Source organism: Brevundimonas albigilva, assembly GCF_023573565.1.
Classification (GTDB): domain Bacteria; phylum Pseudomonadota; class Alphaproteobacteria; order Caulobacterales; family Caulobacteraceae; genus Brevundimonas; species Brevundimonas albigilva.
The window spans coordinates 643,312-658,907 of sequence record NZ_CP097649.1; the positions used below are offsets into that span (position 1 = coordinate 643,312).

At 69.3% G+C, this 15,596-nt stretch carries 13 protein-coding genes; 9 read left to right on the forward strand and 4 right to left on the reverse strand.

Annotated features, from left to right (window positions below):
* Positions 1–21: 21 nt before the first annotated feature.
* Both M8231_RS03195 and M8231_RS03200 read right to left on the reverse strand, forming a co-directional pair.
* Positions 22–936 carry an HpcH/HpaI aldolase/citrate lyase family protein gene (locus M8231_RS03195; RefSeq protein ID WP_249751210.1) on the reverse strand — a complete coding sequence of 305 codons (915 nt, stop codon included), beginning with the start codon at positions 934–936 and terminating at the stop codon, positions 22–24.
* Positions 937–986: 50 nt separating this feature from the next.
* The gene (locus M8231_RS03200) at positions 987–3,119 is read right to left on the reverse strand and encodes a malate synthase G (RefSeq protein ID WP_249751209.1); all 2,133 of its coding nucleotides are present in this window, start codon (positions 3,117–3,119) and stop codon (positions 987–989) included.
* A 98-nt stretch (positions 3,120–3,217) separates the two neighbouring features.
* On the opposite strand from M8231_RS03200, the gene M8231_RS03205 reads away from it, so the two are divergent.
* The 8 genes from M8231_RS03205 (at position 3,218) to M8231_RS03240 (ending at position 11,881) form a co-directional block, all read left to right on the forward strand.
* Positions 3,218–4,117 carry a LysR family transcriptional regulator gene (locus M8231_RS03205; protein WP_250202242.1) on the forward strand — a complete coding sequence of 300 codons (900 nt, stop codon included), beginning with the start codon at positions 3,218–3,220 and terminating at the stop codon, positions 4,115–4,117.
* A gap of 84 nt (positions 4,118–4,201) precedes the next feature.
* On the forward strand, positions 4,202–5,704 hold the full coding sequence (locus M8231_RS03210) for a CoA-acylating methylmalonate-semialdehyde dehydrogenase (protein WP_250202243.1): 1,503 nt from the start codon (positions 4,202–4,204) through the stop codon (positions 5,702–5,704).
* A 7-nt stretch (positions 5,705–5,711) separates the two neighbouring features.
* The gene (locus tag M8231_RS03215; protein ID WP_250202244.1) at positions 5,712–6,848 is read left to right on the forward strand and encodes an isobutyryl-CoA dehydrogenase; all 1,137 of its coding nucleotides are present in this window, start codon (positions 5,712–5,714) and stop codon (positions 6,846–6,848) included.
* Positions 6,845–7,894, forward strand: a complete 1,050-nt coding sequence (locus M8231_RS03220; RefSeq protein ID WP_249751208.1) for an enoyl-CoA hydratase/isomerase family protein — start codon at positions 6,845–6,847, stop codon at positions 7,892–7,894. Before M8231_RS03215 ends, M8231_RS03220 begins: the two co-directional genes overlap by 4 nt.
* A 28-nt stretch (positions 7,895–7,922) precedes the next feature.
* A complete protein-coding gene (mmsB, locus tag M8231_RS03225; protein WP_250202245.1) occupies positions 7,923–8,822 on the forward strand; it encodes a 3-hydroxyisobutyrate dehydrogenase in 900 nt (299 codons plus the stop codon).
* 1 nt (position 8,823) lies between these two features.
* Positions 8,824–9,609 (forward strand): enoyl-CoA hydratase, encoded by a 786-nt coding sequence (locus M8231_RS03230; protein ID WP_249751207.1) that lies wholly within the window; start codon positions 8,824–8,826, stop codon positions 9,607–9,609.
* An 80-nt stretch (positions 9,610–9,689) separates the two neighbouring features.
* A complete protein-coding gene (locus tag M8231_RS03235) occupies positions 9,690–10,631 on the forward strand; it encodes a flavin reductase family protein (RefSeq protein WP_250202246.1) in 942 nt (313 codons plus the stop codon).
* A 62-nt stretch (positions 10,632–10,693) separates the two neighbouring features.
* Entirely contained in the window at positions 10,694–11,881 is a 1,188-nt protein-coding gene (locus M8231_RS03240; protein WP_249751205.1) for an acetyl-CoA C-acyltransferase, read from the forward strand.
* A gap of 22 nt (positions 11,882–11,903) precedes the next feature.
* Here the strand turns inward: M8231_RS03240 and M8231_RS03245 are convergent, their stop codons facing one another.
* The gene (locus M8231_RS03245; RefSeq protein WP_249751204.1) at positions 11,904–12,236 is read right to left on the reverse strand and encodes a response regulator; all 333 of its coding nucleotides are present in this window, start codon (positions 12,234–12,236) and stop codon (positions 11,904–11,906) included.
* 174 nt (positions 12,237–12,410) lie between these two features.
* Entirely contained in the window at positions 12,411–13,853 is a 1,443-nt protein-coding gene (locus M8231_RS03250) for a helix-turn-helix domain-containing protein (protein WP_249751203.1), read from the reverse strand.
* 131 nt (positions 13,854–13,984) lie between these two features.
* Between M8231_RS03250 and M8231_RS03255 the strand changes: the two genes are divergently transcribed.
* Complete coding sequence (locus M8231_RS03255) at positions 13,985–15,520, forward strand: acyl-CoA carboxylase subunit beta (protein WP_250202247.1); 1,536 nt, start codon at positions 13,985–13,987, stop codon at positions 15,518–15,520.
* The last annotated feature ends 76 nt before the right edge of the window (positions 15,521–15,596 follow it).

Genomic DNA, 15,596 nt, shown 5'->3' on the forward strand with positions numbered 1-15,596 from the left:
CCCGATCCAGGGATGGGGCGATCAGCGGCCGGCGATGCGTTCGGCCTTGGCCACCAGGCCTCGAGCTTGGCGGATCGAGGCGACGTCGATCATGCGGCCGTCCAGCGTGGCGGCGCCGCGCCCCTGGCCCGCCGCCTCGTCCATCGCGGCCAGGATGCGGCGCGCCTGGGCGACCTCGCCTTCCGGGGGGGTGAAGACGGCGTTGATGGTCTCGATCTGGCCGGGGTGAATGGCCCATTTGCCGTCGAAACCCATCGCGGCGGTGCGGCGGGCGGCGGCCTGAAGACCATCCAGGTCGGCGTGGCGCGACCACGGGCCGTCCAGGGCGCGCAGGCCGTTGGCGCGCGCGGCGACCAGGATGCGCGACATCGGATAGTGCCACAGGTCGCCCGGGTAGGCCGGGTCCTGTTCGCCGATCGCGGTGGTGCGGGCGCCGGTCGAGGCGGCGTAGTCCCCGGGGCCGTAGTGCAGGGCCTCGACACGCGGCGAGGCGGCGGCGATGGCGTCGACGTTCGCGATCCCCTGGGCGCTCTCGATGATCAGCTCCAGGCCGACGGGCTTGGCGCGGTCCTGTTCGCGCTCGACCTGGGCGACCAGGGCGTCCAGGGCGTGGACATCGGCGGGGCGATGGACCTTGGGCAGCATCAACAGGTCCAGCCGGTCGCCTTCGCCCTCCAGCACGGCGACCACGTCGCGAAAGGTCCAGGGCGTGTCCCAGGCGTTTACGCGGATCGACAGGGTCTTTGAGCCCCAGTCGAACATCGACGGGGCGCGGGCGGCGTTGGCGCGGGCCTGGGCCTTGTCGGCGTCGGCGACCGAATCCTCCAGGTCCAGGAAGACCACGTCCGCATCGCTGGTCGCCGCCTTTTCGATGAAGCGCATCGAAGCGGCGGGGACCGACAACTGGGACCGGTTCAGGCGGACAGGAGCGGACATGAGAGCGGCCTCAGGCGACGGACGATTCCGCCGCCTGTCTAGCACGGCCTTCAGCGCGCCGCCTTGGCCCTGGCGCGGAAGGCGTGCAGCAGCGGCTCGGTGTAGCCGTTGGGTTGGGCCGCGCCCTCGAAGATCAGGGCGCGCGCGGCCTGGAAGGCCAGGCTGTCGTCGGGGGACGGCGCCATCGGTCGATAGGCGGGGTCGCGGGCGTTCTGGGCGTCGACCTTGGCGGCCATGCGGATCAGGGCGTCGTCAACCTGCTCGGCCGTGCAGACGCCGTGCATCAGCCAGTTGGCCAGGTGCTGCGCCGATATCCGCAACGTCGCCCGATCCTCCATCAGGCCCACGTCGTCGATGTCGGGCACCTTGGAGCAGCCGACGCCCTGGTCGATCCAGCGCACGACATAGCCCAGTATGCCCTGGCAGTTGTTGTCCAGTTCGCGCGCGACCTCGTCGGGCGACCAGTTGGTGTTGGTGGCCAGCGGGATCGTCAGCAGATCGGACAACGGCGGCGGCGCCTGGCCCGCCAGTTCGCGCTGGCGGGCGGCGACGTCGACCTGGTGATAGTGGACCGCGTGCAGGGTCGCGGCGGTCGGGCTGGGCGTCCAGGCGGTGTTGGCCCCGGCCTGGGGGTGGGCGATCTTTTCCTTCAGCATGGCGGCCATGCGGTCGGGCGCCGCCCACATCCCCTTGCCGATCTGGCCGCGCCCCGCCATTCCGGCGGCCAGGGCGATGGCGACGTTGCGGGCCTCATAGGCCTGGATCCAGGCCGAGGCCTTCATCTCGGCCTTTCGCACCATCGGCCCGGCGCGCATGGAGGTGTGGATCTCGTCGCCCGTGCGGTCCAGGAAGCCGGTGTTGACGAAGACGATCCGGCCCCGGACCGCGGCCATCACGGCGGCCAGATTGGCCGAGGTGCGGCGTTCCTCGTCCATCACCCCGATCTTGATCGTGTGGCGCGCCAGGCCCAGCAGGTCCTCGACCGCATCGAAGACGCGGTTCGTGAAGGCGGCCTCGGCCGGCCCGTGCATCTTGGGCTTGACGATATAGACCGAGCCCTCGCGGCTGTTGCGGAAACGGCCGGCGCCGTCCAGGTCGTGCTTGGCGATCAGGGTGGTCAGGACGGCGTCGACCAGACCCTCGGGCGCCTCGGACCCATCGGGCAGGCGGATGGCGGGCGTGGTCATCAGGTGGCCGACGTTGCGCACGAACAGCAGGCTGCGGCCGGGCAGGGCGAGGGGCGCGCCGTCCGGTGCGACATAGGCGCGGTCCTCGGCCAGGCGGCGGGTCAGGGTCCGGCCGCCCTTGTCGAAGTCGGCCGACAGGTCGCCCTTCATCAGGCCCAGCCAGTTGCGATAGGCCGCGACCTTGTCGGCGGCGTCCACGGCCGCGACCGAATCCTCCAGGTCGACGATGGTGGACAGGGCCGATTCCAGCACCACGTCGGCCAAGCCCGCCGGATCGGTCGCCCCGATCGGGTGGGCGCGGTCGATGACCAGTTCGATGTGCAGGCCGTGGTGGCGCAGCAGCACCGCCTCCGGCGCCGCCGGGTCGCCGCGATAGCCCACGAAGGCGGCCGGATCCGCCAGCGCCGGCGACAGGGCGCCGTCACGGACCGACCAGCCTGACGCCTCGGCGTGTGAGCCTTCGGCCAGCGGAACGGCCTGGTCCAGGAAGGCCTTGGCCCAAGCGATGACCTTGCCCCCGCGCGCGGGGTCGTAGCCGCCGCCCGCCGCCGGGACCGGCGAAATGGCGTCCGTGCCGTACAGGGCGTCATACAGGCTGCCCCAGCGGGCGTTGGCGGCGTTCAGCAGGAAGCGGGCGTTCAGCACCGGCACGACCAGTTGCGGCCCCGCCGCGATCAGTTCGGCGTCCACCCTTTCGCTTTCGACCTGGAACGGCGCGGGTTCGGGAACCAGATAGCCCATCTCGGTCAGGAAGTCGGTGTAGGAGGCGCCCTCCACGGCGCCGGGGCGGGCGTCGTGCCAGGCGTCGATCCGCGCCTGCATGCGGTCGCGCTCGGCCAGCAGGGCCAGGTTCTCGGGCGTGAACCGGTCCAGCAGGACGGCGAAGCCGCGCCAGAAGGCGTCCGCCTGCAGCCCCAGGCCGGGCAGGGCCTCGGTTTCCACGAAGGCGGCCAGGTCCCGGGCCACGGACAGGCCGGCGCGATCGACGGTGCTCATGGGCGTCCTCACTTTCACGACCCATCCTAAGGGGTTGCGGCCCGCACGCCAGACGCAAAGATGGATGATCTGTCGTGCGGATCATGCAAAGATCAGTCATGGATGACGAATACGCCCTGTTCGCCGCCGTGGTGGAGCACGGCAGCCTGTCGGCCGCGGCGCGGGCGATGCGCCTGTCGCCGGCGATGGCGTCGCGTCGGCTGGCGCGGCTGGAGGACCGGCTGGGCGTCCGGCTGCTGAACCGCACCACCCGCCGCCAGAGCCCGACCGAGGCGGGGGCGGCCTTCTATCGCCGCGTGGTGGAGATACTGGCGGCCTCGCGCGAGGCCGAGGCGCTGGTCGCGGGCGGCGCCCGGACGGCGGCGGGACCCTTACGGATCACCGCGCCGACCTCGTTCGGGCGGATGCACGTCGCGCCCTATCTGAAGGGGTTTCTGGATCGTCATCCCAAGGTGGCGCTGCGGCTGGACCTGTCGGACGCCTATGTCGATCTGGTGGGCGAACGCTATGACCTGGCGATCCGCATCGGCCAGCGGGTGGAGGCCTCCATGGTCGGGGTGCGGCTGGCGTCCAATCGGCGGGTGCTGTGCGCCAGCCCCGCCTATATCGTGGAACACGGCGAGCCCCGGACGTTGCGGGATTTGTCAGGCCACCGGCTTCTGGCGGCGGCGGGCCAGTCGCCGTGGCGGCTGCAGGGGCCGAACGGCGCGGTGTCGGTCACGGTAGACAGCCGGGTGGCCACCAACTCCAGCGAGGTGGTGCGCGAACTGGCCGTCGCCGGCGCGGGCATCGCGCTGCGTTCGACCTGGGACATTCACCAGGATCTGGCGGCGGGCCGTCTGCGGGTCGTGCTGCCCGATCACCAGGGCGCGCAGTCGGTGGGGCTTTACGCCGTGCATCCGCGTTCAGACCTGGTCCCGGCCTCGGTCGTCGCCTTCGTCGCCTATCTGGCGGACCTCTACGGCGATCATCCGCCTTGGGAAGATCGCGCCGAATGACGCCGGTCGGGGCGAATTTCCTGGCGTCCAGCTTTCGTCGGCGGCCACAGGACTGCTAGACACGCCCAAAACAAGGAGGAAACCATGCGCGACATCCGCCACTTCATCGACGGTCAGGCTTTCGAGGGTTCCTCGGGCCGGTTCGGCGACGTGTTCGATCCCAACACGGGCGAGGTGCAGGCGCGCGTGCAGCTGGCCACGACGGCCGAGGTCGACCGCGCGGTGCAGGCCGCCCAGAACGCCTTCGACGGCTGGGCCAGCACCAATCCCCAGCGCCGCGCGCGGGTCATGTTCGAGTTCAAGCGCCTGGTTGAGGCGCGGATGGACGAACTGGCCGAACGGCTCAGCAGCGAGCACGGCAAGGTCATCGCCGACTCCAAGGGCGACATCCAGCGCGGGCTGGAGGTGATCGAATTCGCCTGCGGCATCCCCCACGCGCTCAAGGGCGAATACACCCAGGGCGCCGGCCCCGGCATCGACGTCTATTCGATGCGCCAGCCGCTGGGCGTGGTGGCGGGCGTCACCCCGTTCAACTTCCCCGCCATGATCCCGATGTGGATGTTCGGCGTGGCCATCGCGGTGGGCAACACCTTCGTGCTGAAGCCGTCGGAACGCGATCCGTCGGTGCCGGTGCGCCTGGCCGAACTGATGCTGGAGGCCGGGGCGCCGAACGGCGTGCTGAACGTGGTGCACGGCGACAAGACGGCGGTGGACGCCATCCTGACCCATCCGCTGGTGCACGCCGTCAGCTTCGTCGGCTCGTCCGACATCGCCCACTATGTCTATCAGACCGGCGCGGCCAACCATAAGCGGGTCCAGGCCATGGGCGGCGCCAAGAACCACGGGATCGTCCTGCCCGACGCCGATATGGACCAGGTGATCAAGGACCTGTCGGGCGCGGCCTTTGGCTCGGCCGGCGAACGCTGCATGGCCCTGCCGGTGGTCGTGCCGGTGGGCAGGAAGACCGCCGACGAACTGCGCGAGCGGATGGTCGCCGAAATCCCGACGATGCGGGTCGGCGTCTCGACCGACGCGGGCGCCCATTACGGCCCCGTCGTCACCGCCCAGCACCGCGACCGCATCGCCGGCTGGATCGAGAAGGGCGTCCAGGAAGGCGCCGAACTGGTGGTCGACGGCCGCGACTTCAGCCTGCAGGGGCACGAGAAGGGCTATTTCATCGGCCCGTCGCTGTTCGACCATGTGAAGCCCCAGATGTCGTCCTATCAGGAGGAGATCTTCGGCCCGGTGCTGCAGATCGTGCGCGCCGAGACGTTCGAGGAAGCGTTGGCCCTGCCGTCCAACCACCAATACGGCAACGGCGTCGCCATCTTCACCCAGAACGGCCGCGCGGCCCGCGACTTCGCCGCGCGGGTGAACGTCGGCATGGTCGGCGTCAACGTGCCGATCCCGGTGCCGGTCGCCTATCACACCTTCGGCGGCTGGAAGCGCTCGGCTTTCGGCGACATCAACCAGCACGGCATGGAGGGCGTCCGCTTCTGGACCAAGACCAAGACCGTGACGGCCCGGTGGCCGGACAGCGAACTGGAGCACGCCGACAGTTCCTTCGTCATTCCGACGATGCGTTGAGGCCGACATGGATTTCGCCCTTACCGACGATCAGCGCGCCATTCAGGATGCGGCGCGCGCCTTCGCCCAGGCGGAGCTGGCGCCCCATTCGGCCCGGTGGGACGAGGACAAGCATTTCCCCGTCGAGGTGATGAAGCAGGCGGCCGAGATGGGCTTCTGCGGCATCTACACGGCCGAGGAACACGGCGGCATGGCGCTGGGCCGGGTCGAGGCGGCGGTGATCTTCGAGGAGCTGTCGCGCGGCGACGTGGCGACGGCGGCCTTCCTCTCGATCCACAACATGGCGACGTGGATGATCGACCGGTTCGGGGCGGACGATCTGCGCGCGCGGTTCGTGCCCGATCTGGTCGGCATGGAGAAGATCGCCAGCTATTGCCTGACCGAACCGGGCTCGGGGTCCGACGCGGCGGCGCTGCGCACCACGGCGGTGCGCGACGGCGACTGCTATGTGCTGAACGGCTCCAAGGCCTTCATCTCGGGCGCCGGAACGTCGGACGTCTATGTCGTCATGGTCCGCACGGGCGGTGAGGGGCCCAAGGGGGTTTCCGCCATCGTCGTCGAGGCGGGGACCCCCGGCCTGTCGTTCGGGGCCCAGGAAAGGAAGATGGGCTGGAACGCCCAGCCGACCGCCATCGTCCAGTTCGACGACTGCCGCGTGCCGGTCGCCAACCTGCTGGGCGAAGAGGGGGCGGGTTTCAAATACGCCATGGCCGGGCTGGACGGCGGACGGCTGAACATCGCCGCCTGTTCGCTGGGCGGGGCGCGACTGGCGCTGGAGACGGCCCAGGACTACGTCGCCACCCGCAAGCAGTTCGGCCGTCCGATCGGCGAGTTCCAGGCGCTGCAGTTCCGCCTGGCCGATATGGCGACGGACCTGGAGGCGGCGCGGCTGATGGTGCTGCGCGGCGCGTGGGCCATCGATAACGACCATCCCGAAAAGACCAAATGGTGCGCCATGGCCAAGCGCCTGGCCACCGACGCCTGTTTCCACATCGCCGACGAGGCGCTGCAGCTGCACGGCGGCTACGGCTATCTGAAGGACTATCCGCTAGAACGGATCGTGCGCGACCTGCGGGTGCACCGCATCCTGGAAGGCACCAACGAGATCATGCGCGTGATCATCGCACGGGAGATGGCGAAGTGAGCGAAGCGGAGGTCATCACCCGCATCGAGAACGGCGTCGGCCGCATCACGCTGAACCGGCCCAAGGCGATCCATGCGCTGAACCGGGCGATGTGCGAAACGATGACCGAGGCCCTGCTGGCCTGGCGCGACGACCCTGCCGTCTCCTCCATCCTGATCGACCATGCGGGCGAACGGGGCTTCTGCGCCGGGGGCGACATTCGCATGATCGCCGAGAGCGGGGCGGGGGATGCGTCCGAGGCCAAGGCCTTCTTCCTGGCCGAATACCGGCTGAACCACCTGATGTTCGACTATCCCAAGCCGATCACGGCCATCGTGGACGGCATCGTCATGGGCGGCGGGGTCGGCATCTCGGAGCCGGCCAGGGTGCGGATCGCGACCGAGCGGACGACCTACGCCATGCCGGAAACGGGCATCGGCCTGTTCCCCGACGTGGGCGGCGGCTGGTTCCTGCCGCGTTTGCCGGGCCAGACGGGCGTGTGGCTGGCGCTGACGGGCGCGCGGCTGAAGGCGGCGGATACGGTGGCGCTGGGCATACACACGCATTTCGTGGCTGCCGACGATCTGATCGATTTGGTTGAGTCGATCGGATACCACCCCCATGCCCCCAATGCGGACGCCGATGCTTGGGCGAGCGCGACCGGCCCGGCACCGCTTGAGCCTTATCGCGAGGCCATCGACCGACTGTTCGCCTTCGATACGGTCGAGGAGATATTCTCGGCGTTAGCGGCCGAGGGCTCAGACTGGGCGATGGCGCAGCTGGCGATCTTGAAGACCAAGTCGCCGCAGTCGCTGAAGGTCACCCTGCGCCAGTTGCGGACCGGCGCGACGCTGAACAGCTTCGCCGACAACATGGCGATGGAATACGCCCTGGGCGGCCGGGTGGTGCGGACCCACGACTTCCAGGAAGGCGTTCGCGCCGTGATCGTGGACAAGGACAATGCGCCGAAATGGTCGCCCGCGACCTTGGACGGCGTGACCGACGCGGTGCTGGACGATCTGTTCGCGCCGCTGCCGGACAATGAAAAATGGACGCCGCTGGCCTGACCGCGGCGCCGACAAAGGGAGAGAGACCATGACCAAGATCGCCTTCATCGGCCTGGGCAACATGGGCGGCGGCATGGCCGCGAACCAGGCCAAGGCCGGCCATGCGGTCGCCGCCTTCGACCTGTCGGCCGAGGCGCTGGAGCGCGCGGGGGGCGCGGGCTGCACGCCGGTCGGATCGGTCGCCGAGGCCGTGAAGGACGCCGAGGTGGTCATCACCATGCTGCCGGCCGGTCCGCACGTCCTGAAGGTCTATTCGGAACAGATCCTGGGCGCCGCGCCGTCCAGCGCCTTGCTGCTGGACTGTTCGACCATCGACGTGGAGACCGCGCGCAAGGTCGCGGGCCTGGCGCGGGACGCCAGCTACGCCTTCGCCGACGCGCCGGTGTCGGGCGGCGTGGCGGCGGCCGAGGCTGGCACGCTGGCCTTCATGGTCGGCTGCGACGAGGGCGACTTCGGCCGCGTCGAGGCGGCGCTGGAGCCGATGAGCCGCATCACCATTCGGGCCGGCGACCACGGCGCGGGCCAGGCGGCCAAGATCTGCAACAACATGCTGCTGGGCGTCAGCATGATGGGGACCTGCGAGGCCATCGCCCTGGCCGAGAAGCTGGGCCTGGACCCCGAGCGCTTCTTCGAGATCGCATCCAAGTCGTCGGGCCAGTGCTGGAGCGTGACCAGCTATTACCCTTGGCCCGGTCCGGTTCCGACGGCGCCGTCGAACCGCGGCTATCAGGGCGGTTTCGCCACGGCCATGATGCTGAAGGACCTGAAGCTGGCCCAGGACGCGGCGGCCAAGAGCGGCGCCTCGACCCCCCTGGGCGCCCAGGCCGAGGCCATGTACGCCCTGTTCGACCGCCTGGGACATGGCGGCCACGATTTCTCGGCCATGCTGCAGCTGCTGCGCGGCCGCCTTTCCGAACTGGAGACCTGACATGGCCGACGCCTATTCGACCCTGCTGATCGAACGCCACGCGGACGGCTATGCGGTCGTGACCCTGAACCGGCCCGAGGCGCTGAACGCGCTGAACTCGACCCTGTTCGGGGAACTGGCGGCGTTTCTGGATGCGGTCGAAGGCGACGACAGCGTGCGCTGCCTGGTCCTGACCGGATCGGCCAAGGCCTTCGCCGCCGGCGCCGACATCAAGGAGATGGCGGACCAGTCCTACGCCGACATGTTCAAGGGCAACTTCTTCGCCCTGGGCCATGACCGCATCACCCGGTTCAGGAAGCCGATCATCGCGGCGGTGTCGGGCTATGCGCTGGGCGGCGGGTGCGAACTGGCCATGCTGTGCGACTTCATCATCGCGTCCGAGACGGCCAAGTTCGGCCAGCCCGAGATCAACCTGGGCGTCGCGCCCGGCATCGGCGGGTCGCAGCGGCTGACCCGCCTGGTCGGCAAGTCCAAGGCCATGGACATGATCCTGACCGCGCGGATGATGGACGCGGCCGAGGCGGAACGCGCCGGGCTGGTCAGCCGGGTGGTCGCGCCCGACGCCCTGCTGGACGAGGCGCGCGCGGCGGCGGCGAAGATCGCCTCGCAAAGCCCGCTGGCGGTGATGATGAACAAGGAAATGGTCAACGTCGCCCTGGAGACGACCCTGACCGAGGGCGTGCGCTTCGAACGCCGCCTGTTCCACAGTCTTTTCGCCTTCGAGGACCAGAAGGAGGGCATGTCCGCCTTCGTCGAAAAGCGCAAACCGGACTTCAAGGGCCGCTGACGCCCCCGCGCGCTGGCGCCGGACCGCCGTGACGCCTTAATAGGGCGAACCCTTCAACGATCCAGGATCGCCTCGCCTTCATGTCCTCGCCCTTCGCCATCGACGAACCGGACCTGGAGTCCTGGGGCGAGGCCGACGATCCCGTGGTGGTGCTGGTCGGTCCGCGCGAAAGGCTTTCCGCGGACTGGCGCGCCTCTGTCCGGGCCTTGGTCGAGGCGGGACGGCGCGTGGTCGCGCCCGACCTGGACGGGCTGGAACCAGCCCGTGCGGCGGCGGCCCTGCGCCGTCTGGTGACGGAAATGTCGTCGAGGCCTTCGATCCTGTGCGCGGCCGAGAGTCGCGACCGGGTCGTCCAGGCGCTGTCGGGCGCCGGCCCGTCCCTGGCGGCGGCGGTGATCGTCGCGGGCGGGGAGGCCGTCGAGATCGAAGCGTTCGGCGCGCCGGTGCTGGTCGTGGCGCCCGACCAGGGCGAGGCGTTCGACACCGCGGTCGTCGGCTTCCTGGAGAAGGCCGCCCCGCGCGAGGCCCTGGTCTATCACTCGGGGTCGGACGCGCGGACCCTGCGCGACGCCCTGGGCTGTTTCGCGACCGGCGTGACGGTGGTGACGACCCGCGACGGCGAAGGTCTGCCCGTCGGCCTGACCGCCAACTCCTTCAGCGCGGTGTCGCTGGACCCGCCGCTGATCCTGTTCTGCCTGGCCAAGAGCTCCAGCAACCTGGACCGGTTCCGGACGGCCGAACACTTCGCCATCAATGTGCTGCACATCGGCCAGCAGCCGACCTCGGGCGTCTTCGCCCGCTCGACCGAGGATCGCTTCCAGGACGTGGCCTGGGAGGCGTGGGACACCGGCGCGCCGATCCTGTCGGGCGCCCTGGCCAGTTTCGAATGCGCCACCCACGAGGTGGTCGAGGCCGGCGACCATCTGGTCTTCATCGGCCGGGTGCTGCGGGCGCGGTTCGAGCCGCGGCGCGACCCGCTGCTGTATTTCCGGGGCAAGTATCGGCGGCTTCACTTCGCCTGAGCGCCCTGTTCACGACGCTTGGCGCGTCCTATCTGTGCGCCGAAGATCAAGAGGAAACCGTCATGTCCGCGTCCGATCCCGTCGTCATCGTCTCATACGCCCGCACGCCGATGGGCGGCTTCCAGGGCGCGCTGTCGGACGCCAAGGCCACCGACCTGGGTGCGGCGGCGGTGAAGGCGGCGTTGGATCGGGCCGGCCTGGCCCCCGAGAAGGTCGAGCAGATCATCATGGGCTGCGTCCTGCCGGCGGGCCTGGGCCAGGCGCCGGCGCGTCAGGCGGGCATGGGCGCCGGCCTGCCGGTCGGAACCGAGGCCACGACCATCAACAAGATGTGCGGTTCGGGCATGCAGGCGGCGATGATGGCGCGCGACGCCCTGCTGGCGGGGTCCGCCGACGTCATCGTGGCGGGCGGCATGGAGTCCATGACCAACGCCCCCTATCTGATGCAGAAGCACCGCGGCGGCGCCCGCATCGGCCACGACGTCATCTCGGACAGCATGTACCTGGACGGGCTGGAGGACGCCTACAATCCCGGCAAGCTGATGGGCCAGTTCGCCGAGGACACGGCCCAGGCCTATCAGTTCACGCGCGAGCAGCAGGACGCCTATGCGACCGCCAGCGCCGCGCGCGCCAAGGCGGCGCAGGACAGCGGCGGCTTCGACGCCGAGATCGTGCCGGTCGAGGTCAAGACGCGCAAGGGCGTGGTCACGGTCGATCGCGACGAGCAGCCGACCAAGTCCGATCCGTCCAAGATCCCGAACCTGAAGCCCGCCTTCGGCAAGGACGGCACCATCACCGCCGCCTCGGCCGCCTCGATCTCGGACGGCGCCGCCGCCCTGGTCATGATGCGCCAGTCGACGGCCGAGGCGCTGGGCCTGACGCCGGTCGCCCGCGTGGTCAGCCAGGCCGCCCATGCGCACGAGCCCAGCCTGTTCACCACCGCCCCGGTGTTCGCGCTGCGCAAGGCGCTGGAAAAGGCGGGCTGGTCGGCCGACGACGTGGACCTGTGGGAGGTCAACGAGGCCTTCGCCGTGGTGCCGATGATCGCCATGCAGGAGCTGGGCGTCCCCCACGACAAGATCAACGTCAACGGCGGCGCCTGCGCCCTGGGCCATCCGCTGGGCGCCTCTGGCGCGCGCGTGCTGACCACCCTGCTGTCGGCGCTGACGGCGCGGGGCAAGACCAAGGGCGCGGCCGCCCTGTGCATCGGCGGCGGCGAAGCCACCGCCATGACGGTGGAACTGGTCTGACCGTCCTGAGAGGCGGGAAAACCTAGGCGGCGTGGCGGCGAATGTCGTCGGCCAGGCGCGCCGGGTCGAACGGCTTGGCGATCACGTCCGCCGCGCCCAGGGCGCGATAGCGGGCGCATTCGTGCTCGGCCGCCCGGCCGGTCAGGAACACCACCGGCGTCTCCGCCAGGCCGTCCAGGCCCCGCAAGGCGGCCAGCGTCGCCGGGCCGTCCATCTCCGGCATGCAGACATCCAGCAGGATCAGATGGGGCGGCGGCGCGGCCTTCAGATGCTCCAGCGCCGCCGGTCCCGAATCCAGGGAGGTCAGGGTCATGTCCTCGGCCGTGGCCAGGCACAGGGCGATCAGATCGCGCATTTCGGCGTCATCATCGACATGCAGAATCAGAAGGGTGCGAAACGACATAGGGCGCGATACGCAATCAAGGTCGGCGCGGATGCCGAAGCTTGGGTTTAATTCGGGTCGGAAGTCGATTTGTCCAGGCGAATCAACCTGACAGGCGACGACGAGACCAGTGTTACCCGAACCCGATCACCTGTCAAAGCGCTGGGCGGGCGCGCTTCCGAAGCGGTAGGGCACCACGCCGCGCTCGTTCTCGGGCACCTCCAGGGTGCGATCGATCGGCGGGAAGGCGCGCTGGGTGCAGTCGGTCCGTTCGCAGATGCGGCAGCTGACCCCGATCTTGGTCGCCGGCCCATTGAGGTCCAGCCCGGCCGAATAGATCAGCGACGGCGCATGCTCGACCTCGCATCCCAGCGACAGGGCGTAGCGACGGTCGTTGGCCAGGTAGGAGCCGCTGGGCTTGGACACGCTTTTCGCAATCGAGACATAGCGCGAGCCGTCCGGCATCTCGGCCAGTTGCACGTCGATGCGGTCGGGCGCGGCGAAGGCCTCGTGCACGTTCCACAGCGGGCAGGCCCCGCCGAAGCGCGCGAACTGGAAGCGCGTCGCGCTGTGCCGCTTGGTGATGTTGCCGGCCATGTCCACGCGGGCGAAGTAGAAGGGCACGCCGCGCCAGCCCGGCCGCTGCAGGTTCGACAGTCGGTGGCAGACCTGTTCGAAACTGACCTGGAAACGGGTCCGCAGCCGGTCGATGTCGTGCCGCTCCTCGCGCGCCGCCTCCAGGAAGGTCTTGTACGGCAACAGGGTCGCGCCGGCGGCGTAGTTGGCCAGGCCGATGCGGGCCACGTCGCGTGCGGCGTCGGTGCGGAAGGCCGCCTGGTCCAGTTCGGCTTCGATCTGCCCGCGGAACGACAGCAGGGCCAGCTGGTGGGCCATCTGGAAGGTGCGGGTCGCGCCCGGCCGCCAGGCGTCCAGCGTCAGCACGCGATTGACCGGGTCATAGCGGCGCAGCGCCTCCTGCCCGCCCACGGTGACGACCCGCACGCCGTGGATGTCGCCCAGCGCCGCCTCCAGCGACCGCTCGATCTGGCCTTCGCGCGGAAGGCCGGCGGCCAGCCTCTCGGCCGCCGTGTCCAGGCTGTCGATATAGTTGTCGCGATAGTGGAAGAAGTCGCGGACCTCCTCGAACGGCAGAACGGCCACGCCGGCGCCGCGTTCGTCGCGGCCCAGGGTGTCGTCCAGCGCCTTCACCCGCTCGTCCAGCCGGCGGAAGGTCTGGTGCAGCGCCAGGAACTGACGCGCCAGTCGCGGCGTATTGACCACCGCCTGCTTCAGCTCGGCGGCGGTGGGGGGCTCGGCCTCGCCGCTGACCGGGCCGGCGATGTCGGTGGTGGCTTCGCGCAGGTCCGCCAGCAGGCGCGCGTCGCCCTCCAGGTCGAACAGGCTGGCGTCGACGTGAAAGGCGCGCGTCAGGGCGATCAGAACGCGCGCCGTCGCCGGCCTCTGGTTCGTTTCCAGCTGCGACAGATAAGACGGCGACAGGCCCAGACGCTCGGCGCACGCCTCCAGCGTCCAGCCCCGCGCCTCTCGCAGCTTCCTCAGCTTGGCGCCCAGAAACAGCTTCTCAGCCATTCGCAACTTCGCAGATCAACCCAACATCCTTTGCAAACCCCCGCAGTTCCGCACTTTTTGCGAAGTTGCGTTTGCGTATTTGCGATGAAGCCGCCACCCATAGCGCAACGAACGGGAGGTCCGACACCGAAATGACCCAAGTCATCCTGGAGGAACTGGAGCGCCGCCGCGCCGCCGCCAAGCGGGGCGGCGGGGAAAAGCGTATCGCCGGCCAGCACGCCAAGGGCAAGCTGACCGCGCGCGAACGCATCGACGTGCTGCTGGACGAGGGCTCCTTCGAGGAGACCGACATGTTCGTGGAGCACCGCAGCCACGACTTCGGGATGCAGGATCAGCGCATCCCCGGCGACGGGGTGGTGACCGGGCGTGGGACCATCGGCGGCCGGCTGGTCTATGTCTTCTCAAAAGACTTCACCGTCTTCGGCGGCAGTCTGTCGGGCGCGCACGCGGCCAAGATCGTCAAGCTGCAGAAGATGGCCCTGACCACCGGCGCGCCGATCATCGGCCTGTTCGACGCCGGCGGGGCGCGGATTCAGGAGGGGGTCGAGAGCCTGGCGGGCTACGCCGACATCTTCCTGCAGAACACCCTAGCCTCGGGCGTCATTCCCCAGATCAGCGTCATCATGGGGCCGTGCGCGGGCGGCGACGTCTATTCCCCCGCCATCACCGACTTCATCTTCATGGTGAAGGATACGTCCTACATGTATGTGACCGGCCCGGACGTGGTGAAGACCGTCACCAACGAGGTGGTCAGCCACGAGGACCTGGGCGGCGCGCGGGTCCATGCGGGCAAGTCGGGCGTGGCGGACGGGGCGTTCGAGAACGACCTAGAGGCCCTGTCGGAGGTGCGCCGCCTGATCGGCTTCCTGCCCCTGTCGAACCGCGAAAAGCCGCCGGTGCGCGACAGCTATGACGAGCCGGAGCGGGACGAGGCCTCTCTGGACACCCTGGTCCCCGCCAATCCGAACCAGCCCTACGACATGAAGGAGCTGATCCTGAAGGTGGTGGACGAGGCCGACTTCTTCGAGATCGGCGCCGACTTCGCGAAGAACATCGTCTGCGGCTTCGGCCGACTGGACGGCCAGACGGTGGGCGTGGTCGCCAACCAGCCCCAGGTGCTGGCGGGCGTGCTGGACATCGATTCAAGCCGCAAGGCCGCGCGCTTCGTTCGCTTCTGCGACGCCTTCGACATTCCCCTGGTGACCTTCGTCGACGTTCCGGGCTTCATGCCGGGGACGAAGCAGGAGTATGGCGCCCTGATCAAGCACGGGGCCAAGCTGCTGTTCGCCTACGCCGAGGCGACGGTGCCCAAGCTGACCGTCATCACGCGCAAGGCCTATGGCGGCGCCTATGACGTGATGAGTTCGAAACACCTGCGCGGCGACGTCAACTACGCCTGGCCCACCGCCGAGATCGCCGTCATGGGGGCGAAGGGGGCGGTCGAGATCATCTTCCGCAAGGAGGCCGGCGATCCCGAGGCCCTGGCCGCGCGCGAGGCCGAATACAAGGAGAGGTTCGCCAACCCCTTCGTGGCGGCGGGCCTGGGCTATATCGACGACGTCATCATGCCCCACGGCACGCGGCGCCGGCTGGTGAAGGCGCTTCGGACGCTGAAGAACAAGGTCCAGGAGAACCCCTGGAAGAAGCACGACAATATTCCGCTGTGAGGGGCGTTTCCTTGCATATTTCCCCTCCCGTCATCCTAGGCCTTGTGCCTAGGATCCAGAGACTCCGTCGAGGACG

Coding starts and splice junctions, on each gene's coding strand:
- M8231_RS03195 (WP_249751210.1), bottom strand. CDS start 936: ATGTCCGCTCCTGTCCGCCTGAACCGGTCCCAGTTGTCGGTCCCCGCC.
- M8231_RS03200 (WP_249751209.1), bottom strand. CDS start 3,119: ATGAGCACCGTCGATCGCGCCGGCCTGTCCGTGGCCCGGGACCTGGCC.
- M8231_RS03205 (WP_250202242.1), top strand. CDS start 3,218: ATGGATGACGAATACGCCCTGTTCGCCGCCGTGGTGGAGCACGGCAGC.
- M8231_RS03210 (WP_250202243.1), top strand. CDS start 4,202: ATGCGCGACATCCGCCACTTCATCGACGGTCAGGCTTTCGAGGGTTCC.
- M8231_RS03215 (WP_250202244.1), top strand. CDS start 5,712: ATGGATTTCGCCCTTACCGACGATCAGCGCGCCATTCAGGATGCGGCG.
- mmsB (WP_250202245.1), top strand. CDS start 7,923: ATGACCAAGATCGCCTTCATCGGCCTGGGCAACATGGGCGGCGGCATG.
- M8231_RS03230 (WP_249751207.1), top strand. CDS start 8,824: ATGGCCGACGCCTATTCGACCCTGCTGATCGAACGCCACGCGGACGGC.
- M8231_RS03235 (WP_250202246.1), top strand. CDS start 9,690: ATGTCCTCGCCCTTCGCCATCGACGAACCGGACCTGGAGTCCTGGGGC.
- M8231_RS03240 (WP_249751205.1), top strand. CDS start 10,694: ATGTCCGCGTCCGATCCCGTCGTCATCGTCTCATACGCCCGCACGCCG.
- M8231_RS03245 (WP_249751204.1), bottom strand. CDS start 12,236: ATGCGCGATCTGATCGCCCTGTGCCTGGCCACGGCCGAGGACATGACC.
- M8231_RS03250 (WP_249751203.1), bottom strand. CDS start 13,853: ATGGCTGAGAAGCTGTTTCTGGGCGCCAAGCTGAGGAAGCTGCGAGAG.
- M8231_RS03255 (WP_250202247.1), top strand. CDS start 13,985: ATGACCCAAGTCATCCTGGAGGAACTGGAGCGCCGCCGCGCCGCCGCC.